Source organism: Candidatus Nanosynbacter sp. TM7-087 (genome assembly GCF_022828365.1).
GTDB lineage: Bacteria > Patescibacteriota > Saccharimonadia > Saccharimonadales > Saccharimonadaceae > Nanosynbacter.
In genome coordinates this window covers 389,775-412,700 of sequence record NZ_JAJQJU010000001.1, presented here as the reverse complement: position 1 = coordinate 412,700, position 22,926 = coordinate 389,775, and the positions used below count along the sequence as shown (strand labels likewise).

Annotated in this window: 19 protein-coding genes and 1 tRNA gene; 6 read left to right on the top strand and 14 right to left on the bottom strand. The window is 46.2% G+C overall.

Annotation, left to right across the window (positions count from 1 at the left end; genetic code table 11):
- Positions 1-33: 33 nt before the first annotated feature.
- The 6 genes from tyrS to LRM41_RS02215 all read left to right on the top strand — a co-directional run bounded on the left by tyrS (position 34) and on the right by LRM41_RS02215 (position 6,036).
- Positions 34-1,254 (top strand): tyrosine--tRNA ligase, encoded by a 1,221-nt coding sequence (gene tyrS / locus LRM41_RS02240; RefSeq protein WP_243819274.1) that lies wholly within the window; start codon positions 34-36, stop codon positions 1,252-1,254.
- The gene (locus LRM41_RS02235) at positions 1,254-2,009 is read left to right on the top strand and encodes an HAD-IIB family hydrolase (RefSeq protein WP_178142960.1); all 756 of its coding nucleotides are present in this window, start codon (positions 1,254-1,256) and stop codon (positions 2,007-2,009) included. The genes tyrS and LRM41_RS02235 overlap by 1 nt, the downstream gene beginning before the upstream one ends.
- Entirely contained in the window at positions 2,010-4,052 is a 2,043-nt protein-coding gene (recG, locus tag LRM41_RS02230; protein WP_243819273.1) for an ATP-dependent DNA helicase RecG, read from the top strand.
- 1 nt (position 4,053) lies between these two features.
- Complete coding sequence (locus tag LRM41_RS02225; RefSeq protein WP_243819272.1) at positions 4,054-4,872, top strand: phospholipase C/P1 nuclease family protein; 819 nt, start codon at positions 4,054-4,056, stop codon at positions 4,870-4,872.
- Positions 4,869-5,411 (top strand): 16S rRNA (guanine(966)-N(2))-methyltransferase RsmD, encoded by a 543-nt coding sequence (gene rsmD / locus LRM41_RS02220; protein ID WP_243819271.1) that lies wholly within the window; start codon positions 4,869-4,871, stop codon positions 5,409-5,411. The genes LRM41_RS02225 and rsmD overlap by 4 nt, the downstream gene beginning before the upstream one ends.
- 310 nt (positions 5,412-5,721) lie before the next feature.
- Complete coding sequence (locus LRM41_RS02215) at positions 5,722-6,036, top strand: hypothetical protein (protein WP_243819270.1); 315 nt, start codon at positions 5,722-5,724, stop codon at positions 6,034-6,036.
- 13 nt (positions 6,037-6,049) lie between these two features.
- Here the strand turns inward: LRM41_RS02215 and LRM41_RS02210 are convergent, their stop codons facing one another.
- The 14 genes from LRM41_RS02210 to LRM41_RS02145 all read right to left on the bottom strand — a co-directional run bounded on the left by LRM41_RS02210 (position 6,050) and on the right by LRM41_RS02145 (position 22,907).
- A complete protein-coding gene (locus tag LRM41_RS02210; protein ID WP_243819269.1) occupies positions 6,050-7,636 on the bottom strand; it encodes an alpha-glucosidase in 1,587 nt (528 codons plus the stop codon).
- A 45-nt stretch (positions 7,637-7,681) separates the two neighbouring features.
- Entirely contained in the window at positions 7,682-8,158 is a 477-nt protein-coding gene (locus LRM41_RS02205; protein ID WP_243819268.1) for a DUF4396 domain-containing protein, read from the bottom strand.
- Positions 8,158-8,445 (bottom strand): metal-sensitive transcriptional regulator, encoded by a 288-nt coding sequence (locus tag LRM41_RS02200; protein ID WP_243819267.1) that lies wholly within the window; start codon positions 8,443-8,445, stop codon positions 8,158-8,160. The genes LRM41_RS02205 and LRM41_RS02200 overlap by 1 nt, the downstream gene beginning before the upstream one ends.
- Before the next feature lie 102 nt (positions 8,446-8,547).
- A tRNA-Gly gene (locus LRM41_RS02195) sits at positions 8,548-8,623 on the bottom strand.
- Between the two features lie 151 nt (positions 8,624-8,774).
- Positions 8,775-9,659 carry a tyrosine-type recombinase/integrase gene (locus tag LRM41_RS02190; protein WP_243819266.1) on the bottom strand — a complete coding sequence of 295 codons (885 nt, stop codon included), beginning with the start codon at positions 9,657-9,659 and terminating at the stop codon, positions 8,775-8,777.
- 265 nt (positions 9,660-9,924) lie between these two features.
- Positions 9,925-10,314, bottom strand: a complete 390-nt coding sequence (locus LRM41_RS02185) for a hypothetical protein (RefSeq protein WP_243819265.1) — start codon at positions 10,312-10,314, stop codon at positions 9,925-9,927.
- A gap of 212 nt (positions 10,315-10,526) precedes the next feature.
- The gene (locus LRM41_RS02180) at positions 10,527-10,856 is read right to left on the bottom strand and encodes an Acb2/Tad1 domain-containing protein (RefSeq protein WP_243819264.1); all 330 of its coding nucleotides are present in this window, start codon (positions 10,854-10,856) and stop codon (positions 10,527-10,529) included.
- Positions 10,857-10,872: 16 nt separating this feature from the next.
- Positions 10,873-11,979: a LysM peptidoglycan-binding domain-containing protein gene (locus LRM41_RS02175; protein ID WP_243819263.1), complete on the bottom strand. Its 1,107-nt coding sequence runs from the start codon at positions 11,977-11,979 to the stop codon at positions 10,873-10,875.
- The gene (locus LRM41_RS02170; protein WP_138077118.1) at positions 11,976-12,191 is read right to left on the bottom strand and encodes a hypothetical protein; all 216 of its coding nucleotides are present in this window, start codon (positions 12,189-12,191) and stop codon (positions 11,976-11,978) included. The genes LRM41_RS02175 and LRM41_RS02170 overlap by 4 nt, the downstream gene beginning before the upstream one ends.
- Positions 12,192-12,282: 91 nt before the next feature.
- Entirely contained in the window at positions 12,283-12,687 is a 405-nt protein-coding gene (locus LRM41_RS02165; RefSeq protein WP_138077116.1) for a hypothetical protein, read from the bottom strand.
- A gap of 207 nt (positions 12,688-12,894) precedes the next feature.
- Positions 12,895-13,785 (bottom strand): hypothetical protein, encoded by an 891-nt coding sequence (locus LRM41_RS02160; RefSeq protein ID WP_243819262.1) that lies wholly within the window; start codon positions 13,783-13,785, stop codon positions 12,895-12,897.
- A 20-nt stretch (positions 13,786-13,805) separates the two neighbouring features.
- On the bottom strand, positions 13,806-15,809 hold the full coding sequence (locus LRM41_RS02155; RefSeq protein WP_243819261.1) for a hypothetical protein: 2,004 nt from the start codon (positions 15,807-15,809) through the stop codon (positions 13,806-13,808).
- Positions 15,809-16,462 (bottom strand): hypothetical protein, encoded by a 654-nt coding sequence (locus LRM41_RS02150; RefSeq protein ID WP_243819260.1) that lies wholly within the window; start codon positions 16,460-16,462, stop codon positions 15,809-15,811. Before LRM41_RS02150 ends, LRM41_RS02155 begins: the two co-directional genes overlap by 1 nt.
- Before the next feature lie 10 nt (positions 16,463-16,472).
- The gene (locus tag LRM41_RS02145) at positions 16,473-22,907 is read right to left on the bottom strand and encodes a hypothetical protein (RefSeq protein ID WP_243819259.1); all 6,435 of its coding nucleotides are present in this window, start codon (positions 22,905-22,907) and stop codon (positions 16,473-16,475) included.
- Positions 22,908-22,926: the final 19 nt, after the last annotated feature.

The following is a 22,926-nucleotide window of genomic DNA, read 5'->3' as shown; positions in this document are numbered from 1 at the left end:
AATTGATATACTAATATATAGAAAAGGAGTGATATGAAATTATCAGAAGAATTACAATGGCGTGGATTCTGGAATCAGACCACATTTACTGACGACAAACTTATCGATTCGGAGAATTTCACGCTCTATTTGGGGACAGATCCTTCGGCGGACAGCTTGCATGTTGGGCATTTGGCTGTTTATATGATGGTTCGACATTTTCTGGAGCGCGGACATAAGGTGTTTTTGCTCGTTGGCGGCGGCACAGGAATGATTGGCGATATGCGTGATACGGAAGAGCGAAATCTGCTTCCGTACGAGGAAATTGAGCATAATAAACAAGCCTTAAAATCCCAAGTTTCTAGGATTTTTGCTGGACGAGATTTTACTTTGGTTGATAACGCTGACTGGCTGGCTGAGTTGGAATTGCTGCCGTTTCTTCGCGATATCGGTAAGAATTTCAATATGGCAGATTTGGTGAGCCGCGAATTTTTCAAGGCGCGCATTAACAACGGCAAAGGTTTGAGTTTTGCGGAATTCACTTACACTTTGCTTCAGGGCTATGATTTTTGGCATCTATTTAATCAATATGGCGTGAATCTGCAAATTGGTGGATCGGATCAATGGGGCAATTTATTATCCGGCGTGGATCTGATTCGTAAAAAAGAAAACGCTGAAGTCTACGCAATGACTGCGCCGCTACTTATCAATAAGTCGACTGGCCGTAAATTCGGTAAATCTGAAGGTGGCGCGGTTTGGCTTGATGAAAATAAAACCAGCGTCTATAAATTCTATCAATTCTGGCTGAACGTCGATGACGAGAGCGCGATTGAATATATGAAGATATTTACGATGTTGGATCGCGATACAATTGAGGCTATTGCTGAAAATCATGCCGTAAATCCTGGTGCTCGTTCGGCGCAGAAGGTTTTGGCTCGTGAAATTACTGATATTGTTCACGGTAGCGCGCGTCGTGAATCTGTTGAGCGTGTGAACGAAGTTTTGTTTGGTGGTGGTGATTTTAAGAAATTGTCGGATGATGATTTGAGCGCTTTGGCTGAAGAAATTCCTTGCGTTGATGCTGGAATTGATGTGATTGGAGCGTTGGTAGAATCCGGTGCAGTTGGCTCTAACGGCGAAGCAAAGCGATTGTTAAAATCTGGAGCTATTAGCCTAAACGGCGAAAAACTTGCCGAAAATAAAGTCGTCAATGACACGTCGCTACTGAAGAAGGGTAAAAACACATTTGTATTAATTATGGGGGAGAATGAATAATGAAGAAAATTATCGGTTTTGATTTGGACGATACATTAGCAATTACAAAGTCGCCAATTAGCGATCGTATGGCTGGGATTCTTAGTCGATTACTTGAGAATTATGACGTTTGCGTGATTACTGGCGGCACGTTTCAACAGATAAAGAAGCAGGTGATTGATAGGTTGAACGTTACTCCAGAGTTGCTTCAGAAGTTCCACGCGATGCCGACTTGCGGTACTCGATATTATCGATTTGACGCCGCTGATGATGAATGGAAAATTCAATACGCGAATGATTTATCTGACGAGCAAAAAACTCAGATAACTGCAGCGTTGGAAGAAGTTGCGAAGGAAATGGGCATTTGGTGTGAGAATCCTGCGGGTGAAATAATTGAAGATCGACATAGCCAGATTACTATGTCGGCTTTGGGTCAGCAGGCTACACCTGAAGATAAATATGCGTGGGCTGAAAAATATAAGGATGTCCGTCCGATATATCGCGACAAGGTGGCGGAGAAGCTGCCTGGGCTTGAGGTGCGAATTGGCGGTACGACCAGTACTGACATCACGCTTCCGGGAATTGATAAGGCCTATGGAATTGGCAGGTTGCTTGAACTGAATGGCTGGTCGAAAGAAGAAACTCTATTCTTTGGTGACAAAATTGAAGAAGGCGGCAATGATTTTCCAGTGAAGCAAATGGGCGTAGATTCAATCGGCGTGAGGGGTTGGGAAGATACAGCCTACGCTCTGGAAGGCATCAACGCCGTTTCGTAGATGAAGCTAACAACTCCTCTCGAGCAAATTAAAGGCGTCGGGCCAAAAACCGCTCAGGCTCTAGCAGTGGCCGGTCTTACGACGGTTTCTGATGCCCTGAATTTCTTACCGCGAGCATATGACGACTATTCAACTGCGGTTAATATCGCAGATCTTCAGCCGGGAAAAGTTACTGTTAAGGCGCACTGCGAGTCGGTTTCGACGCGTATTGTTCGGCGCGGACTTAGAATCACGACCGCGGTTTTGGCGGATAAATCAGGCAAAGTTAAGGCGGTTTGGTTCAATCAGCCGTACCGCGAAACGCAATTAAAATCTGATGCGGAATTTATTTTTTCTGGCCAATTTGGTATGCAATATAATCGCTATCAAATCAATAATCCGTCCGTCGAGCTGGCAAAAGAAATTGCCAAAACTACTGCGGAAAATAATTCTGGAATTCAGCCAGTTTATAAATCGATTAAAAGTATCCGCCCGAAAACCGTGCAAGATTTGATGAAAAATATTCGTCCAATTATGGATTTTTTGCCCGAGACTTTGCCGGAAAATATTATTCAGCGCCAAAAATTGGTTAGTCGTTCTGAGGCAGTTAAATTTCTTCACGCGCCAAAAACTCACGAGGAAATTTCCCGCGGTCGTGAGCGTCTGGCGTTTGAAGAGTTGTTCGAGATGATATTGGCGGCGCAATTTAACAAGCAAGAACAAACCAGATTAACAGGCTGGAAAATTCCGTTCAATAAGTCGGTCGTGAAGAGTTTCGTCGACCAATTGCCGTTTCCTTTGACGAATGCTCAGCGTCGAGCTGCGTGGCAAATTCTGCAAGATTTGGAGTCTGATCATCCGATGAATCGGTTATTACAAGGAGATGTTGGCTCGGGAAAAACTGTCGTTGCGGGATTGGTGGCGGCAGAAGTGGCTAAGGCTGGTTTTCAAACGGCAATTATGGCGCCGACGGAGATTTTGGCGCAGCAACACGCGAAGACGCTTGACGAGTTATTGTCACCATTTGGTGTGTCTGTTGCACTTCTGACGGGTCACGTGAAAGGTGCGGCGCGCAATCAACTGTTGGACAACTTGGCTAGCGGTAACATTGATGTTGTGGTCGGCACACACGCGCTAATTCAGGAAAAAGTTACGTATCATAAATTAGGTTTCGCGGTGATTGACGAACAGCATCGATTTGGTGTGAAGCAACGACAAGCTTTGTTGGAAAAGTCTGATTTTATGCCACATCTTTTAAGCATGACAGCCACGCCAATTCCGCGCAGCTTGGCGCTGACATTGTACGGAGAGTTGGATATTTCTATTTTGGATGAACTGCCCTCTGGTCGCCAGCCGATTCAGACTAAGATTTGGTCGCCGGCGTCAGCTCTGAAGCTTTACGAATCGATTGAAAATGAGCTAGCCAAAGGTCGCCAAGCTTACGTTATTTGTCCGTTGATTGATGATAATCCAGACAATGATAAGAAATCGGTGGAGGCGGAATATAATAAATTGTCCAAGACTGTTTTCAGCCATCGTCGAGTTGGGTTGTTGCACGGAAAGCTTCCTGCTGAAGAAAAAGCTGAAGTGATGCAGAAATTTGCGGACGGCGAGCTGGATATGTTGGTGAGTACGACTGTGGTTGAGGTTGGTGTGAATGTGCCAAATGCGACGGTGATGTTGATTGAAAATGCGGACAATTTCGGACTGAGTCAATTGCATCAATTGCGCGGGCGGGTTGGGCGCGGGAAGCATCAGAGTTTTTGCCATTTGATGATGAGCGGCCACGATAAGCCGAGTCAACGACTTCGGGAGATTGAGAAGTCGCAAGACGGATTTTATTTGGCGGAGGTTGATTTGAAATTGCGTGGACCTGGCGAGATTTACGGCAAAATGCAACACGGGGATTTGAACTTGAAAATTGCCTCGCTGGCGGATACGGCGTTGATTGCTCGTGCCCAAGTTGAGGCTGAGCGTTTTGTCAAAGAGGGGCAAGATTTGCTACAATATAATCATCTGGCGCACGCCGTCAGTCGCTATCAGCGATTAACTGTTTTAAATTAATATGTATGCAGGAACAACAATTAGGGATAGCTCTGGTCGATTTATTGGCGTCCACCAAAAAATAGATCGAGTCGCAAGGAGAAATATAAAACCAATTCTTCCTGATTGGTGTGATTTTCCTGACATTAAAAACATTCTTCATTTTGAGGGCAAGAATGGTCCTGATGGCGTCAAGCGAAAGAGTCCGGCTGTGGACGAGCCGTGGCATTTTATAAATCCGGACGATCCGAATGACACTGCACTTTTGGAGATGATTGACGGACATATTGGCAATTTAGCCCGAGCACTACGAACAAATAATTCCGAGCGAGCAGCGTTTGAGGCGGCTTGGATGGCACATGCGATTACCGATGGTTTGACTCCGGCTCATCATTTTCCTCTGGAACAGGCTATGGCAGAACTTCGCGGCGGTGAAGGGTTGGAGACGCGAACCTCAATTTTGAAGAAAAATCTCATGAAGGGCGATAACGGAATTGAACTGATTAAGAACAACTGGAAATTCTGGGGCGCCAAAGGTATGATGACGACACACGTGGCGTTTGAGGCTGGCGTAGCTAGCGTGGTAGCATATCCGCGTTTTAAGGACGCAATTCCGAGTAACGATGAGATATTGCAAGTGAAAAATCACGACTATCGTGAGTATTATTTGGACCAAGTTCACGCCGTGGCATCGATGAAAATGTATGACAATTTTAGCAAGAGCGGCTGGACGACGGAGCTTGCTTGGCAAACAAATCACGAGCTAATGCCGATTATTATAAAGTCGGTGATGTTGGGCTGGCTGGCGTCTATTTGGAAGCTCGAGGCAGAAAAAAAGTGAGAGTTAGGATTATCTCTGGCGAATTTGGCGGACGATTCATAAAAACTCCGCCCGGCTCAACGACACATCCTATGGGCGAGCGAGTACGCTCGGCTATGTTCAATTCTTTGGGTGAATCGATACGCGGCGCGCGGGTTTTGGATGCTTTTGCGGGGTCTGGTGCTGTTGGACTAGAAGCATTAAGTCGCGGCGCAGAATCGGCGGTTTTCGTGGAGCGAGATCGAGTCGCTCAGCGAGTAATTGCTGAAAACATAAGCATTTTGGGTGTAGAAGAAAAATCTATTGTAATAAAAACAACGATAGTAAATTGGCTGGAAAGTGCGAGTTCAACAGGGGAGTTCGATATTATTTTTGCTGATCCGCCGTACCATAATCCACAGTTTTCCACAGTTTCCAAGTTAATGAGACTACTCAAACCTGGTGGAACTATGATATTATCACATCCAGGAATAGGTGAGGTGCCGGTTCAAGACAAAACTGTTGTGGTGGACAGTCGTAGTTATGGGGAGGCGCACCTCACCAAGTTCCTACGATTGTAAAAATACAGTATGACTTAATAATCTCGTTCTGATGTTTGTCAGGACGATTTTTGTTGTATAGCAAAACCCGCTGGAAGTAGAGAGCCAGCGGGTTTTCTGTTTGAAGAGGTTGGCAATCTGAAATTGATGACCTCTTGTAGACAGAACAACTACACTGGCTGCATTGAAAGATATAGCTCAATCCGACTCAATAGCGAGAATTATAGGAGTGACGGAGATTGGTAGTGTTGTGAAGTTAACTCTACCACTACATCTGGTGGCGGTGTATAATAATTTATAGATAAAGTGAAAAAGAGGAGGAATGTAGAAAATGCCGTGTATTGATTATTTGCCAAGTGGAACAAACACAAATTCGCAACGACTAATATTGAACGATAATCTGGGTAACTTCGGCTCTTATAGAGAAGCTAATAAGGTTAGTGACGAGGAGTTAGAAAACGATACGACAGAATCTAGCCAAAACAGCTATCCAGATGTTCTTGATGATTACTATTCAGACTTGGAAGCTCTCACCGAGGCTGCCGACGATGAGAAAACTAAAAAGAAAATGGCAGATCTGGCGGCTCGATGTGCGGGCGTTTATCCTATAGAAGAGTGTGATACTGAAACTGGAGCCTTATTCTAGTTGAGTGTTTTTATTATTGGACAATAAGCAAAACCCCGCAATGTCCTGGAATTGTCATTTGGAGATTTTCTGCGGTAATTAAATTGACAGAGTGAGTCGAGGTGATAATCTTGGCGTTTTCTGGAACGGAGAAGCTTTGTTTCTCGTCTGCGAAATTGATGAAAATGTAAGCACGTTGACCAACCAGTCCTCTTTTTAATCCAAGAATAAATCCGTTGCCGGTGTTTTCTACAATACTCAAATCGCCATTTTTAAGAATCGGGAGAGTTTGGCGCAATTTTAGCAGCTTTCGGTGCATATTAAGCAGAGAATCGTTTGCGATTTTTTCGCTATCAACGTTAATCTTCGTGTGATTATTATTAACGGGAAGCCAAGGTTTTGCGCTTGAAAAGCCTGCAAATTGCGAATCATTCCATTGCATCGGCGTGCGCTCCAAATCTCGACTGTCAACAACAGAATTGGCGGGACTAAAATTATCTCGAATGTCGTCAGCGGTCAATTCTCCATTCATCATGCCAATTTCGTCGCCGTAATATATCACGCTAATTCCTGGAGTGAGGAGATTTAAGAAGCTGAGGACGCGGGCACGTTCTTCGCCCAATCTGGAGACAATTCGCGGCTGATCGTGATTTCCGATGCAGAAAAATGGCGTGGTTGAGCTTGCTGATTGTAGATAATTCTCAATTTTTTTCTCAATATTTTTAGCGTGCCATTCGTTGTCACGATATTCCATAAAAAACGCCGAGGCTTTTGGGTGAACTGTCAGGATTTGGCTGTATTGATGATAGATATCGCCCAGCTTATCGTCGGGATAAAATTCAAACACCATTTGCTTGTCGTTATATTCGTCGCAGACTGACGCCAATTCTTGCAAATATTTCTGAAAATGCGGTCCCATTTTACAGCGGTCATGAATAAATGCTCCGTAATTGTCTGGATTGCCATAAAAATCAGGATTTGTAGAGTCGTCTTTAAAATCAGGATCTTTGGAAATTCCCCAAATTGCATCGACGCGCATTCCATCAACGCCCATATCAAACCAAAATCGCACTATGTTTTTTATTTCAGCACGTACTTCAGGATTATCCCAATTCAGATCTGGCTGCGTTTTCAGGAATGAATGCAGGTAAAATTGCCCGGTGAGCTCGTCAAATTCCCACGAACTGCCGCCAGACAAACTTCGCCAATTGTTAGGCTCGCTATTATCTTTTCCGTCGCGCCAAATATAGTAATTTCGCTTGGGGTTGTCGCGTGAAGATCTGGATTCTTGAAACCACGGATGTTGATCTGAAGTGTGGCAGGGAACGAGGTCGATCATAACTTTAATGTCGAGGTTGTGAGCCTTTTTAAGTAGTGCTTGGAAATCTTCCATTTGACCAAAAGTCGGATCAATTGCTCGATAATTTGCGATATCATAACCAAAGTCAGTTAGCGGCGACACGAAGAATGGGGAAATCCAAATCGAATCGATACCCAGCCATGATAAATAATCCAGCTTCTCGGTAATGCCGTTCAAATCGCCAATTCCATCGCCATTCGTATCTAGAAAACTGCGCGGATAAATTTGATAAAGAGAGGCGACATCTTGCCAAATTTTCATAGTTTAAGTATAAGCGAGATGATAGGGAAAATCAAAACAAATAAATTACATGTGATGATAATGATGAGTCAATGCGTGACCTTTGCCTCGGCGTAACAAATATAGATTGACGGGATACGATACGGCAAACGCGGCGAACATACAAATTAGCCGGCTAACCCAATAAATCGGATGAGCTAAGTTCTTATCCATGGCGCCCGGAATGATTAGCATGATTATGTTGTCTACGACGGTCATTGACAGTATGGATAGTGTGTCGGCGGCAAAAACTAACTTTAAGGATTTCATGAGCGATAATTTGGCGCGTACTAGTGGTATGATTGACGCGGTGTAGCCGGAAATGAAAGCTAAGACTGATGCCAGAATGACCGTAGTATGTGGCGCAAATCCAGCGTGCGTGCCGATGGTAACGCCGATCATCTCACCGATCATACATCCCGCCAGGCAGTGTAAACTTGCCGATAGCGCCATACGTTTGATTGAATTTTTTGTATTGCAATGATTATTAGATTCGTGATTCATTATTTTGTCCTTATATTATTTAATTCATATAGATTGAGTAATTCTTCTATCGCTTTACTTTGTTGATCTTCGGCGCCGGACGCCATTTTATCAGCAATGTGCGTGCGGAGATGTCGCTCCAGAATAAGTTTGTTAAGTGACGCCAATGATTTTTGTATTGCTAGACTTTGAGTTAAAACATCCATACAATACGCGTCGTCGGTAATTTGTTTCTCGAGTCCGCGCATTTGTCCTAATATGATCTTTGTGCGATGCAGGGCTCGTCGTTTGATGTCTGCTGTATCCATAAAACAATCATATACCCCCTGGGGGTATTATGTCAAATGTAATTAGTTATCTAAGGATTAACATACGAAAAAACCACCCGTTCGGATGGCTAAATATCGAATTGGTGCGGGTAAGGAGACTCTAACTCCTGGCCTCTTCCATGGCAATGAAGCGCTCTAGCAGCTGAGTTATACCCGCATGTAAACAATACATGCTCTTGTAAATAGATGCTTGTTTTCTAAGCCTATCTACGTTTACGATGTAATGTTCTATCTTTCGATCATGAACTTAGTATAGCAAACAAAGCTGCTTATGTCAATAAGCAGCGGCTGTTTTATGTAATTGCCCCTTATATTTCGCCGTGGGCGCGGTCGTAGATGGCTCGTAATTGCGGATTTGTGTAGTGCGTGTAGACCTTGGTTGTATTTAGATCAGCATGTCCCATAAGGTCACCAATGTAGCGTAAATCTACGCACCTATTCAACATCTTGGTAGCAAAGCTGTGGCGTAGTGCGTGAGGTCTAATGCCGACAAATTGTCCGCCAGAACGCGCGCATGCTGCCTCAAACGCATTACGGACGTTGCCTGGTGTCATTCTCTTTTCGGTTTGGTATGAAATGAATAATGCTGGGTTATTGTCTGTACGAATATTTAGATAATCTGCGATACATTTTTCAGTCTGAGAATCAATGAAACATATCCGTGAGTCTCGGCTTTTACCAACGATAGTGAACTGGCGATTCTTAATAGAATTACGATTCAGAGAGCACACCTCACTAACGCGTATGCCTGATGAGAATATTAGTCTGCCGATGGCAACATTACGCAGCCTATTAGCATTACAGTAGCCGCGCCGCTTCATGGCTAAGATGGAAATAAACTCTTCAACTTCATCTTCGGTTGGAATGTCTAGGGTGCGTTTTTCACGCTTAGGTATCTTAATGTCTTCGGTGTCGAATAATAGCTGGCGACCCTTGCGCTGGCAGTATTTGAAAAAACACTTGAGGCAAACTATATAGCCTCTGACAGTATCTGGCTTCTGGTATGAGTAGAGCATCTCACGCCATTTTCTGGTATCTTCTAGAGATACGGAATCGATAGGTTTGTTCCCTAAGAAATTGATCAGTAGTCTGCAAAAGCACTGGTAACGCTCTATGGTTTTGCTACTCCTGTCGCATAATATGACTTCGTCTCGCAAAAAGTCACTAAAGCAATCTGAAATATTATTCATCATAAAAAACTCCACTGATCTCTTTATAAAGATCGTTATAATGAAAGATTTACTAAAATAGTTCTTTATAGAGCTGTTTATTGGCTAAAAAATATAAAAATCATGCTTAATACCCACCTTTCTTAAAAAATAATACAAGAATCGGTCAGGATTCAGTGCGACAAAGTCTTATTATTTGAAAATATAAGCATTTTGTTATATAAAAACAGAGGTCAGACAGCAAGAAACACACGGTCGTCGCCGTGTTAGAGAAGAGAATCAAACAGCTCTATAGCAGTAAATTACCAGCTGTAGACTTACGCTGCTTTTTAATTTCAGTTAGCTTCAATAGTCCAGCTGGATTTATCCGCTTCAACTGTTTAGCCACTTTGGCGTCATGAACCTCCTTAGCGTGTCTAGCTATTCGCCGTGCGATGTATTTAGCCAGCATCTTCACAGAGGCTATCATGTTTTTGCACGACCATACTTTAGCTAGCCATCGCTTTGGGTCTTTCTTGCGTGCAGCTTGAATCAGGCTCTCTTCGAACTCTTTGGGATAGCGTATCTGCCGGTTTCGAAACATAGGTAGGTACGCGTCGTTTGTTATTAAATCTGATGCTTTGCCAAGTCTCTTGCGCAGGGTCTTGACACGAGGATCAGAATCCTTATTACCGTCCACTAATTACCCTCAAAACTTTTACTATTTTAGTGTCGGGACAAATGAAAACCCCGCACCAAAATATGGTGGCGAGGTTCAACTAATGGGTTTAGCTTACTACCACCATAGCAGACGATTGCGAGAATAATCAACATTTTGTGAAAAAATGTCAAAAAACCGCCTCCGAACTTTCGAGGCGGTTTTAACTCAACTATAAAGAATCACTTTACAGTTCAACGTTTCTCAGTGCCATACACACCGCGAGCTTCACGCTCAGCTTTGCGATTAGCCAGCCACATGATAGCTTCCTCGATTTTTGTAAGAGCCACACTGTTTTCGCGGCACGGCAACTCTCGATTGTAGCCTGCTAATTTTGCGTAAGCGACAATAAGCAAATCCTCGATAAATACGCCATTACGTTCTGTAGTAGCTGTGCCGCCAGTTTGAAACTTGATTTTCAGTACCTCTTTGCCGCCGATATTAAGAGAAACTTCATCGCCTGGTGTGTCGCGATTCAGTTCGTTATGCAATTCTTCTAGCGCGTTGTATTTGGTAGTTTCCATTATTTTGACTCCTTCTTTATTTATTTATAACTTGCCCCGGATATATCAATCCGCGGTTAGCAATTCCATTTCGCTCAGCTAGCCGCTGGGTATAGCCAGAATCACCAAACAATCCGTTCGCGTCATGCCAGCCGTTCCTCAGTGCGATGTCGCCGAGCGTATCCCCGCGGCGCACGACGTAACCGCCAGTGCTTCGCTGAACGTAGCCTGTCGAAGCCGGCGCGGTTGCTCGTGGAGCTTGCGCTACTACGCGAGCATTCACCGCTGCTTGAACTTCGGCTGGATTGTAGCCAGCAGCTTGTAGCCGTGCTACGCGGTCATTGCCGCTGCCGTACACACCGCGCAAAACATCTGCGATAACTTGGTCGTTTACTGCTTTTGAGCTGGCTGCTGGAACGGCTGGCGCGCTAGCGGTGCCATTCCAGATGTTAGGGCGGTAGTAGCCGATGATAGAGTTGCGGTAACCGCCTAGATCCGCCAAATTAAAGGCGTTGCCAACGTAGATATTGCCTGAGCCTTGGTTCTGTCCGAAAAACCTACCCTGATAATACATAGCGACGTGCCCATACTGTCCACCACCGAATATTGCCCAGTCGCCATCACGCATGCCGGCTTGCCCAGAGTGCCAGGTAAAGCCGAGTGCTTGTATTTCGCCTACTTGATTTGCGTAGCCACTCGCACCGCCTGTTCTGGTCGCCACGACGCGTCCTGAGAGACTAAACATAAACTGCTTAAACCCTGCCACGCACTGTAGTCCGTAGCCCTCATTAAATCCGCGGCCATTCATAGCATTGACAAACGCCGTAGGACTGGATAGGTCGGTCTTGTAATAAACGCCAGAGCCAAGCTGTGCTAATTCTTTGTCCTTTGGTTCGCAGCCGCTGCCTTTGTCTTGTGGCGCATCGAAGCCAAGCGTGCTTGCGATAGCCGCGTCAGTCGAAGCTTTGACCTTACAGTGCGCCTGTTCAATTGCCTCGCTGTATTTTGGCGCTTTTCTGTCAAACGTGCGAGTGCCGTCGTCGTTCTGATGTGCTAGTGTTGCCATCGTGCCAATCACAGCAATTACCGCAATAACAATGACCGATGCCAAATGACGCTTAATAAATGCTATTACTCGTTTCATTTTTCGCTCCTTTCGTTCTTGATTTTTTCAGCCGTGCTACCGAAGAAATACATATTTACCAAAGAAATTGTACCCGTGATTGACGAGAAGATTTGCTTTGCTAAAGGGGAGAATCCCCATGTATCTCCTTGAAACAGCACGAACGCCGCGAAGAATGACAATATGCCCATTGCCAGTGATATTTTTTGATTGGTGGATTTGTCGAACTTCATTGTAGTCCTCCTTTGTCGTTATTGTTGCTTCGAAAAATCAGGTAGAGAATAAGCGAGATTGTGGTTAGTGATATCAGTGTGGCGATTACGGTCATTTCTTTGCCTCCGCCTCTAGCCGCGAATTGACGTAGTGATTAGTCTTATTGATCTCGTCTTGGGTCTTCTGTATTTGAGTAGTTATCTGGCTATTGTAAAGGTAGAATAATATTGCTGCGATGATAATTTTACCGATTTCCTGGACCATTGCGTCATTGAACCATCTACCGAGCTTTCCGGTGAACGTAGCAGCATTGACGTTATTTTGTCCTTCCAGAGTATTTAGACGATTATCGTAACTCTCTTTCATGGCGGAGACGAGAGTGGCTAGTTCATGGTGTTCAGAACGGCTAACATTATCTTGGCTGGCAAGCGTGCGTTTTATCTCGTCAACAGCCTCTTTGACATGCTTTACGTCTGATTTCATTTCGCCAAATTCTGTTAAGTCTATTTCTTTCATTTGCTATCCTTTGCCAAAATAAAAGACTGCCGCTGATCACCATTAGATCAAATTGGCAGTCTCTACATTGTAGCTAACTGATTGTATTATATATTGTGAGGCGTGATTTTATCAATAAAACAGACAAAATTGCGCAACATCGAAATTGTAAGAACGTACCCTTGAGGAGATTGCGGTGTGAGTATAAATATGTTTATGTTAAGTAACCTACGCTGACTTTACCTTAACTACTGAATAATTACCACGGATAGTACCAGTGCAGTCATGCAGTACAGAGACCCTATCGCCCTCGTTGACACTGATAGATGCAAAGAGAGAGATTCCGCCATAGCCACTTGAAGGCCCAATTAGGGTTTGTTCAAGTCGTTCATAATCTCGTGAACCCTTCCTCTTAATTTGGGCAAGGAGATATAGATAGGTCGACAACCCCTCTGCCATAACAGAGGCGTATACTTCAACTTCAGATATATCTTTGCCGACTATAAACTCATTGTTTTCTGTATCAACAGTAATATTACCATGTTGTTTGATTACTTTTTTGAGCCGAACACGGTTAGAGCCGCTATTGTAATAATTGCCAGTATCAGGTCTAACCGTTACGGAAGAGAATCCTAGTTTATTGAGCGTCGCTAAATTGATGTTTTCTGGAGTGAGCTTACCAGGTGCGGTCTTTCCTTCTTCTCCTACCATAAGCACACCTGTCTTGGTGCCTCCATTGATAGAATCGAGAGGTATGGATTTTTCTTTTGGCTTGCCTTCGAGAGTTAAGATTGACGACATGCCATCAATCAAATCGTTATGCAATACAGACGTTGAGATGTTGTATTCAACCACAGCACCTTGCTCGTGCGGCATAGCCGGGGCAGTACGCCCTCGAACAGCGTTAGTGCCATTGTTTCCAGATATCAGGACCGTGACGACTTCCATTTTGTCAGGAGTCTTTTCACCAGCAGCGTCAATTCTATCGATGACAATATCAATACACGTACTGGTTTCCGCACCTACGGTAGAGGATAGCGGAATCGTCGTATCTGTATCGCTAATTGACGCACTTAATGTTGTAGGCGGTATGTTTGAAGTTTTTCGTAGTTTATCCATTTCATTTTTCCTTTAGTTATTTACTTCTTCCAGCTGGCAGGGTCTGGCACTTTCTTTGGTATGACCACAGATGTGATCGTGGCTATACCATAGGAGGCGTTGCTCGATCTGCCGTCTACTCGGTAGTTATTGACCACCTTATTTATTTTCAGTGATTTTTTAGTACTTGGGTCGCTAAAAGTTACGTGCCCTCCTTCTGTATCGTTAAATGCAAAATCGTTGAATTTATCGCTGTTAAATCCGGTCGTTACCATGGCACTAGAGACCGTAATGTCTTTCAGAGTGTGCAAAACACGTTTCTTGCCGGTGCCGCTCACCGCAATGGACAATGATCCGCTCACGCGTAGTAGCTCGATGTAGGTCTTCTTCATTTTTGCCCAGCTCATATGTCCCTTATCGAAGTGGAGCAGTCCTGTCCGGAACGTAGACACAAAAGGCTCGCCGTCATCGGTTATGTACTTTTCGCTAAACTCGACAATTCGATATTTGCCGTTGTTGTCTGGTGTTGAGCGAAGTCCCATCAATCGCTCGCGTCCATCGCTCGGAGTAAAGGTAATAAGCTTCTTGATACCAATAGTCCACGGACGTATCCATGCCTTCAGCTGCAAGTCCAGTATCCAGATTTCATTATTAACCTTGGATTGGGCGGCTGGTACGGCGTCAAATATTTTTCCATCAAAGTGTACACTCGATATCCCGCGGCCATATAGCGGGTTGATACCATCAAAATCTGGGCGAATAGCTAGACTAACTTCTTCAGTACTCAATACGTTCAGCAGATCAGGTTTAGCGCCAGTGGTATTTTTGCCTCTGGAGCAGGTAAAGAATAGGTTGTTATCTGCCTCAGTAACTGAGCCGGCGGCGTATGTACCGTAAGAACCGACAACCCGGGCGATATTCGGTACAATGAACGATGTATTACCAACAGTCATCGAGGTGAGCGTAAGCTGGTTTTGAGAACCCTCACCAGATGCGGTTGTCATAAACACTACGTTTACTGGTTCACCGCGCCCATCACGATAACTGCGGACGGTGATTGGTATTTCACCAGTACCTTTGTTTATCTCGACCCAGCCGCCGCCGTAGAAGGCATTGAATGCACTGATATATTTACCAACGCCGCCCCAGTAAACCTTGTCGTCTACACCAACGCCAAATATACGGTAGCTCGATCCAGTGATATCACGAAGAACGGGACCGGACGTGGTGTCGGCTACAGGAGCCTCCACGGCTACGTTTTGTGCGGTACGCCCCAAATCTCGATACGAGTTAGTCGATACCGAGTCAATATACGTTTCATCATTCGACATGTCGCTGTAGTAGATGTTGTAGCGGGTGGCTTTTGGTACGGCATCCCAGGTTAATTCCAGATAGTCCTCAACTTCGCCTGTCTGGCGCCACTGGTTGCGGATACGGTTGGTTTTTACGGAGATCTCAGCTGATGCCATTGTTTCGCCAACCTCATTGACCGCCGAGACTTTATAAAAGTTGGAATAGCTGCCGGTTGCTAGATTCTTAGAATTGGTAACCTTGAGGTTTTTTGGCGTGTCGATACCTTCAAACTTCTTCACCTTATTGTTGGCGATGTCGTAGAACGCCAGAACATCCTTACCATTGACGATGTATACGCAATCGTCCACTTGATAGAACTTTGCTTCATATCCAGGTGTGAGCTTTTCTCCAGTTGCTTCCTGCCATGCTCCGCCGTTCGATCGCTTGACGACGCCGTCTTCCACGATGATCACCCATTCTTCTAGCCCGCTGGCCGTTGCTAGCATTTTTACGGTGAACTTATCAAAGCCGTCGGGCATTTTATCTAGAACAGGGAAAAACGTTTTTGTGCCCCAACGTGGATACAGTACACCATCCTGTCTTAGCATGTAATTTACGGCAGAACGGAGCGTGTTATTCGGTAGGCGTGCTTCGTCTAGATAGCTGTTAACACCACCGCTAAAATTCGGGATGATAATGTTCTGTGTTTTAGCGCTGCCGCCTGTCATACGTGGGGGAGTTTGTACTGCCATTACCAATCTCCTCCTATCCCAATGTCGCCCTCAAGTCCGCTAAACTGCCCATCAGGAACTAGCTCATTGCGCTGCCGCATATTTGCTAGGAGTATCATGGCGTCACTGTTATATTTCGTGTATAGGTTGGCATCGTCATTTACGAACAGTTCTGCTGTTACGTAGGCTATGGCGAAGTTTGGGTCGCTCATTTCTAGTACATCATCTAGTTTTGTTGGAATAAACGGATCGCGATAGTATTTAACGATGATAGTTTTGCCAATTTCCTGATCGCTAGATTTTGGTATCCAACCTAGCCGAAGCTTGTGTCCGATTTGTGGATTTCCCAGAATAGTAACAAACTTGCCATCTTCGCCAGTTAGCTGGCTAGGGGACTTTACATATAGAGGCTCTGAGCTGCCCTGTAGGTAGAATCCGCTAGATAGCGAATATCCTTCCGGCAGGTCATACTCGCGCTGTCCAGGTTGAATAGGACCGATATCGCCTACACTAAACAGCTCATTCCATTTAGTAGCATTATCCGTTGACCAGCGGTGTACAGCCTTCTGTAGCAGGTTTAGTCGTATTTGCCCGTCCTCATCATTGAGTGCAGGCGCATCCGCTGCTTGTTCGTATGCTACGTGGACACTCTTTAGTATCTCGTTGACTTTCATTCTGAACTCCTTATCTTACGCGCGGCGTTGGTAGCGCCGACTTACTAATTTTGAACTGTGACGGGGCTTTGATGCCGGTAACGATGCTCTTGTTTGAGCCGACGTTGCCAAGGCTTACGTTTGGATCTTTTGCAAAGCCGTACGGGCTAGAAAGCTTCATCATCTTGACGTTGTAGTCTGGTACTGAAACCCCACTGACAGTACCGCCTCGTCGTCCACCGCTACCGCTTGAGCCGCGTCTAGCACCTCCGCCACCATTTCTGGATTGCGAAGTAACATTACCGTTTTCGTCCATGATTAGGGACCGCAGGGCTTGGTACTGATCTTTGGAGATACGTCCGTCGTTGTAGAAATTCTTCAGCATAGAATCTTCTACAAAACACTTGTCGGCGATCGACTTCCTGCGTCCAGCGTATAGAGTGTTAACCAGCTGCTCATTCGACATGTCCTTGGTTGCCTCTTTGAGGTATTGCAGTTTAACATCTGCTTTATAGCTTGCCTGCGTTGCATAGGTTAGCTGTTCCTTGTCAATGCCATTTTCTGCAGCGTAGCGTTCTTTAACCCAGGCCGGCATATCGGCGTACTTCTTGTTCTTGTTCAGGTCGATAGCTTGATGGACTATTGCTTTATCGTTTGATTGAGCGGCGAGGGCAGATAGTTTATCGGTAATATCGTTTCCGGTATTGCTGCTTGTTTCACTCGAACCTCTCTGCTTTAATCCGTAGCCTAGTACGTAGTTGCGGTAGGTGGCGTCTGATTCATCTTTTGAATCTTTAGCAAGTCTCTTATGAACTTCTCGAGCAACTTCGCCGCCTTTTGTTCTGATCGTCCCATCACCGTCTTGTGTGTAGTCGCCACGAGCAATCTTGGCTTTTAGCACCACGGGCAGTCCGTCTGAGCCAGTCGCCTGAGACATTTTGCTGAGTTTATCCATTGCTGCGGTGTCGCCATTTTTAGCACGCTTCTCCAGAATATCCATCTTCCTTGAATCCTGAACGAGGCTATAATACCGCTTAGCCTCTTCAGGATTGTTGGATAGCATCTCTCTAAACGCAGCACTGTCTTTATCACTGAGCGCATGCTGCTTGGTGTCATAGAACTGCTTCTGCTCATCAAGGGCATTCTTGCCGAAGAGCATTCCTTTAACGATATTTGTTGGCGAGCGGTCAACAGGTGTCTGAATGTTGCCTTTGCTATCCTGTGTATAGCCATCTTTTAGGGCAGTAGCCCCTTGAATTGTGCGCTTTATCTGCGCACCGGTTGGGACTATATCAAGCATTGCGGTGCCAATCTTACCAGCATCACCGCTCGATAAACCCTCGCCAGCGGCAAGTCCAGCCTTAATCAACTTTGATACAGCGGGCGTGCCGTAACGGGAAATGTCTGAATCTTCGCCAAAAATGGTTTTCTTAGTTTTGTCGTCTATAAATGCTCCAACAAGTGCGGGACCACCCGGAACAAACTTGGAGGCTTCGCCTAGAAAACGCTGACCTGCTTGCGCGGTATTATTTAGAAGGTTGTCGTTAGCATCGTCCTCGTTACTGGCAAAGTCGTTATAAGTGTCTATTGTCGCCTTCAGGAAGTCTGGCAGTTGTTCTTGTCCGGTTACCATCTTCAGCCCATAGTTAGCAGCTGCTGCTGCGATGATGAATTTGGCTTTCTGGGCGGGTGTAAAGTCCTTAAAGAACTGTAGTCTCATGTTGTTTACTTCTAACCCAAACTGTGTGAACACACCGAGTACTTTCGAGTTCATGACCAATGGTCGGTCGCCAATGCCGCGCCCAGCTAGAGTAGCCTTGGCAGCTAGGTCAGCCTGCCTAATGGCTGCGTCTCCAGTCAGTCCTTTGCTGAGTGCCTCGTTATATGCGCTGCGCCAGCTCAGCTCTCCAGTAAACTTCTCAATAGCTTCCATCGGAATGGAGGCAGCATCAGTGTACTTTCGGATGATGCCGCGCCGCTGCGATGAGGCGTCGGTATAGCGGGCTTTCATGAATGAAGATTTATTCAGCGGGTCGCTTGCTTCGTCAAAGCCAGAGTGGATCATCTGCTTGACAGCTTTCATGAACGATGGCAACCCGTCTCGAGCAATTGTCTGCGGAACACTTAGGACCTGCGCTACGGCTGCCGTGGCTGAGCCTGGTATAGTGTTAGCGCCGACGATACCTTGTGCCTTGATTGAAACATCTACAGCCCTACCAAAGCCTTTATCAACGGCCAATCGGTCAATGGCGTTCGTTTTTCCAGCAAGGATATTGCCATATTCCTGCCATGCGGCGATGAGAGGGGAGCGCTCGCCTTCTTTGAAGTTCTTGTGTTTTGGCTTGCCGGTCTCGACTTGCGCCATCGCTTCGTTAAATCCGAGTTCTTCGATAGCTTTGTCTAGCTTAATCTCCTTAGCTTTCTGGAATGTTCGGAAGGCGTTTTCAACTACCCGCACGCGTGAAGCAGCAGGAGTCATGTACTGGTTGTAGAGCATTGCCTCGTAGTACCTGTCGATAGCACCGAAGAAGTCCTTGTTGGCTAGTTCGCCGCGGCGTGTCTGTGCAAATGGATTCCACTTGCGGCGTGCACCAGTGTTTTCAGTATTTCCGACTATCTCGTCAGGAACACCCCCGCGTACTCCGCTAGGGATTGCTTCACCGCTCACCGAGCCATTCATTCCGGTGATGTCCTTAATCTTCAGTCCAACCTTCTCGAAGAATGACGGGTCGCTCATGATGTGCGAGATGTAGTTCTTGCGGCGCGGTATTGGGTCATAGCCGTTTGCTTCCAGTACACGGTTAGTGTTGTTGAGGATATCGTCTGCGTGAGTACGCCACCAATCCACCGCTGGCTTCATGTAGGTGTCTACGTAGTCTTTGCCGTATTTGGCGTTCAGGTCGGCAACATCGACTTTCTTTTCTACGAGGTCGAACATATCTTCGGTTAGGTCTTTTCGCAGCTGGCGAGATGGTAGGTTGTCTAACATCTTGCTTTCTAGTTTCGTTAGTCCATCGCGGCGAGATTTCAGCTCGACTTTCATGGCTGCTTCTTGGCTGTCTTTGAATACGGAGGTAAATTCCTTGGTAGCTGCGGCCGTTGCGGCATCTGGAGCATTTGCGTCGATGATACGGTCAATGTCTGCAAGTGGGTTATTCCTGTTACCCCAGCGTTCAATATCTCCGACGACAGCACCCAGATTGACTGGTTTACCCTCAACATACGCATGCTGATTGCCGTTCTCATCGATACCGACGTAGCTGCCAACACTCTTGCCATCTTTGTCGACTACCATACCAGTACTGCTGATAGTATGTTTATTGCCGTCAAGCGGGACCAGGTCGAATATCGGCTTGCCTTGCTCGTCCACACCTTTTGCTAGAGCAAACTCTGTTAGATCAGGTTTGCGATTAGCTTCCGTACCCTTGACGTGGATTTTTTTGCTAGCGTCAATCCACTCCTGGCTGCCGACGACGCGGTTATATGCTGACTGTACGATGGTTGGATACTGTTTCATACCTCGTATGTCGTGAACGTCATAGCCGGTTTGTTTGCGGATCTCATCGCGAACTAGGCGGCGCTGTGCTGGAGTACCGGCGTTCAGTTTGTCGATAACATTATCAACGGTCGCTTGAGGGTAGGGGTTGATGTCTGCGGCTTGGCTTTGTGACGTAATATTATCGATTCTGTACCCGTCGGCTACATCGGTGGCGCTTCGGGCTGCCGCTACCGCCTGTAGGTCTGCTGTATTGTCAGGAGCGACGCGTTCGGTTGTTGTGACGCCGGTGTCCCCGTTAGTGGTGGATGTTAGCTTTGAGCCGTCGCCGAGGTCTAGCTCCTCCTTGACTTTTGGTACAGTACCCTCAACTTCGTATGTTCTCGCCGGCTGGTTTGGACCGTCGAGGCGGGCGTCACTCTCGCGTAGCACCCCCTTAATACCATACTTACCTCGCGTTATATCGTGGCTATCCATATGCTCGGCTGGCTTAATCTCCCAGACATACTCTGGACGGGTTGTTTGTAGCTTTTTCAGCTCAATCTCAGCCGCTCGTTCAGTGAATCCGTTGTAGCCTTTTCCGGTTTCTTCGACTTGGATTGGTTTTTCTAGTCCTTCAGCTAATCTCTGTGCTTCACGGCGAGCAATAGCAATGTCTGAATGTGTCGAATATCGCTGTGATGGACTGCCGTCAGCATACTCTTCAACGATTGCGTATTTGCCGCGTGGTGTCTGCTCGATTCGGTAGCGGTAATCTTCAGGAGCTGTACCAAAAAAGCCTGGTTTTGTTGGCCTGTAAACATCCTCGCCATTGACATTTACCGTGTTGTTTGATACACTGCCAGTACGAGTTCCTGATGGATTACTAATAGGACTTGTGCCTGTAGCAGATTCTAGATTGCTACCTGCCCGGGTAACACCCCGCAAGTCGTCGTCCATCAGGGGCGTACCAAGCTCGGCTTGGGCTTTTTTAATATCTGCCTCAATTCTTTCGGGGCGGATTTTTTGTACACTCTTAAGGCTTAAGCCATCGTTGAATTGACCCATTAGGACTCGACCGCTCGGTGCGTCAGTGTTTGCATAGGTAACATTCTGGAGTCCTGTATCGTTAGGGCTGCGAGTGAGTGTGCTGTTGTTGCCATAAATAGACTTTTCCGCTATATTTACATACTCCTCAGGCGTTACCCCCTCCTGAAGAATCCGTTTCTCCACGTGGGCATTATGTGCGCCCGGATACACTGTTACGTCTCTGTTGGTTACGAAGTCTTGACCAGTTTGTGCCTGAATCGCGTTGTGTTGATCTAGAGTGCTCTGGCTAACGCGCCCGTAGTTAAATGGCTCATCGATAGGATAATTCTCAATGGCTGTGCGCATTCGCTCATTTCGTCCAGCATTCGGTGTGATTTCCGTACGTGGAATATGCAGGTCGCCATCGACATACGCTTGGCGAAGTGCTGTAGCGCCGCGTCCGATAGCTGCACCAGCTCCTGCCATTCCAGCACCAAAGACAGCACCGGTCGCCGCTTCTTGCAAAGCATTTTCAGGTTTCCAGTCGGTGCCAGCTCGAAGCGACCCGCCTGCACCTAGAGCGGCGTTCGTGGCTGCCTCATGAGCAATCAGTTGGGGAACGGTTTTCTCGGCTGCTTGGCTGATGATACCTTTCTCTAGCGCGCTTTTAGCTAGCGTTGGTGCAATACCCTTGACAACTCCCTTGGCAAGAGATCCTACAGGAGCAACAGAAGAAGCGACATCAACAGCTGTACCAGCTGCGCGAAGTATACGGTCTAGAGTTCCTTTGTCTTGCATGCCTCCAGTTATGCCGTTTATCTCTTGGTCTATAGCGTTGTATCTGCGAGCATATTCTTCCTCCGAAAGCTTGCCTGCTTTGTATTCCGCAGTGAGTGCATCAAGCGGGCTATGATTAACTAAAGCTTCACCTGAACGATAAACCGTCTTGAATGGTTGTGTTATGCCGCCAACTATATTGCCGCCAATATTAATAATATCCTTGCCAACAGTCTCTACATTAGGAACTTTCTTTGTTGCTCGGTCATCGATTAGGTTGCGTAGTAACTCTGATTCAGCAACGATACGTTCGAACTTTGCTCTTTGCTCTGGATTGGTAAATCCGTAAGGGACCTTGGCGTAATCCGTTAGATTTTTGGATATCTGCTCGATAGCCTCACGCTGCCTGCCGGCATCCATATTATTAAAGTCTTCTAGGAATTGTGTCGGTGTCCTGCCACCGTAATTTATCATGGGCGATTGTCCGTATTCGCCCAAGGCAGCGTCAGCGGTTTTCTGGCGATACTGAACATTCTTTATCTTCTCGATGGTATTTTTCAACTGCTCGTCAGAGGTGATGCCTTGCTGTGCTTCATCGAGTAATTTCCGTTCGTTTGTCCAGTTGCCGCGGGTATCATTAAGCAGCGTCGTTAATTCGTCTCGACGCTTTCGGTAGTCCTCAGAGTTTAGGTTGTTGCGGCGTACAGTCTCATTCAGCTGTTGCATCTGCGGTGATTGCTGTGCTGGCTGCTGAAAAGGGGAGGGTTGCTGTGGATGTGGTAATTGTAGCTGTGACTGATTGTTTATCGAGAAGTTTTGCTGCTTGTCTTGCTGCTGCACTTTCGACTGGTTCTGTTCGATGTACTTTTTGGCGTTCTCATCGCCCAGTGCGGCATACTTTTTGGCTTTTTCTAGCTGCGATTCAATTGTCTCTACGAAGTTTGGTTGAAACATTGGCGTTTTGGGCTTCTCTGGCGAGAAGTTTTGCTGCTGCTCCTGCTGGCGCGGCTGCTGAATAGTAGACAGGCGTGTTGCGTCAAACCCCTGAAACTGCTTTGGCTGGCTTAGCGGATTATCGTTGTGCTGCTGGATTGGCTCGCGGTGGTTTTGCTGTTCGCGGCGTTTTTCTTCTTCGTCGTCTCTCCATCCGAAGAAGCTGCGTATCATTTTTCCAAAGTCAAACATTGGTATTTAGCTCCTTTCG

Bases quoted from the DNA above. Each gene is read 5' to 3' on its own strand.
- tyrS (WP_243819274.1), top strand. From the start codon at position 34: ATGAAATTATCAGAAGAATTACAATGGCGTGGATTCTGGAATCAGACC.
- LRM41_RS02235 (WP_178142960.1), top strand. From the start codon at position 1,254: ATGAAGAAAATTATCGGTTTTGATTTGGACGATACATTAGCAATTACA.
- recG (WP_243819273.1), top strand. From the start codon at position 2,010: ATGAAGCTAACAACTCCTCTCGAGCAAATTAAAGGCGTCGGGCCAAAA.
- LRM41_RS02225 (WP_243819272.1), top strand. From the start codon at position 4,054: ATGTATGCAGGAACAACAATTAGGGATAGCTCTGGTCGATTTATTGGC.
- LRM41_RS02215 (WP_243819270.1), top strand. From the start codon at position 5,722: ATGCCGTGTATTGATTATTTGCCAAGTGGAACAAACACAAATTCGCAA.
- LRM41_RS02210 (WP_243819269.1), bottom strand. From the start codon at position 7,636: ATGAAAATTTGGCAAGATGTCGCCTCTCTTTATCAAATTTATCCGCGC.
- LRM41_RS02205 (WP_243819268.1), bottom strand. From the start codon at position 8,158: ATGAATCACGAATCTAATAATCATTGCAATACAAAAAATTCAATCAAA.
- LRM41_RS02200 (WP_243819267.1), bottom strand. From the start codon at position 8,445: ATGGATACAGCAGACATCAAACGACGAGCCCTGCATCGCACAAAGATC.
- LRM41_RS02190 (WP_243819266.1), bottom strand. From the start codon at position 9,659: ATGATGAATAATATTTCAGATTGCTTTAGTGACTTTTTGCGAGACGAA.
- LRM41_RS02180 (WP_243819264.1), bottom strand. From the start codon at position 10,856: ATGGAAACTACCAAATACAACGCGCTAGAAGAATTGCATAACGAACTG.
- LRM41_RS02175 (WP_243819263.1), bottom strand. From the start codon at position 11,979: ATGAAACGAGTAATAGCATTTATTAAGCGTCATTTGGCATCGGTCATT.
- LRM41_RS02170 (WP_138077118.1), bottom strand. From the start codon at position 12,191: ATGAAGTTCGACAAATCCACCAATCAAAAAATATCACTGGCAATGGGC.
- LRM41_RS02165 (WP_138077116.1), bottom strand. From the start codon at position 12,687: ATGAAAGAAATAGACTTAACAGAATTTGGCGAAATGAAATCAGACGTA.
- LRM41_RS02160 (WP_243819262.1), bottom strand. From the start codon at position 13,785: ATGGATAAACTACGAAAAACTTCAAACATACCGCCTACAACATTAAGT.
- LRM41_RS02155 (WP_243819261.1), bottom strand. From the start codon at position 15,809: ATGGCAGTACAAACTCCCCCACGTATGACAGGCGGCAGCGCTAAAACA.
- LRM41_RS02150 (WP_243819260.1), bottom strand. From the start codon at position 16,462: ATGAAAGTCAACGAGATACTAAAGAGTGTCCACGTAGCATACGAACAA.
- LRM41_RS02145 (WP_243819259.1), bottom strand. From the start codon at position 22,907: ATGTTTGACTTTGGAAAAATGATACGCAGCTTCTTCGGATGGAGAGAC.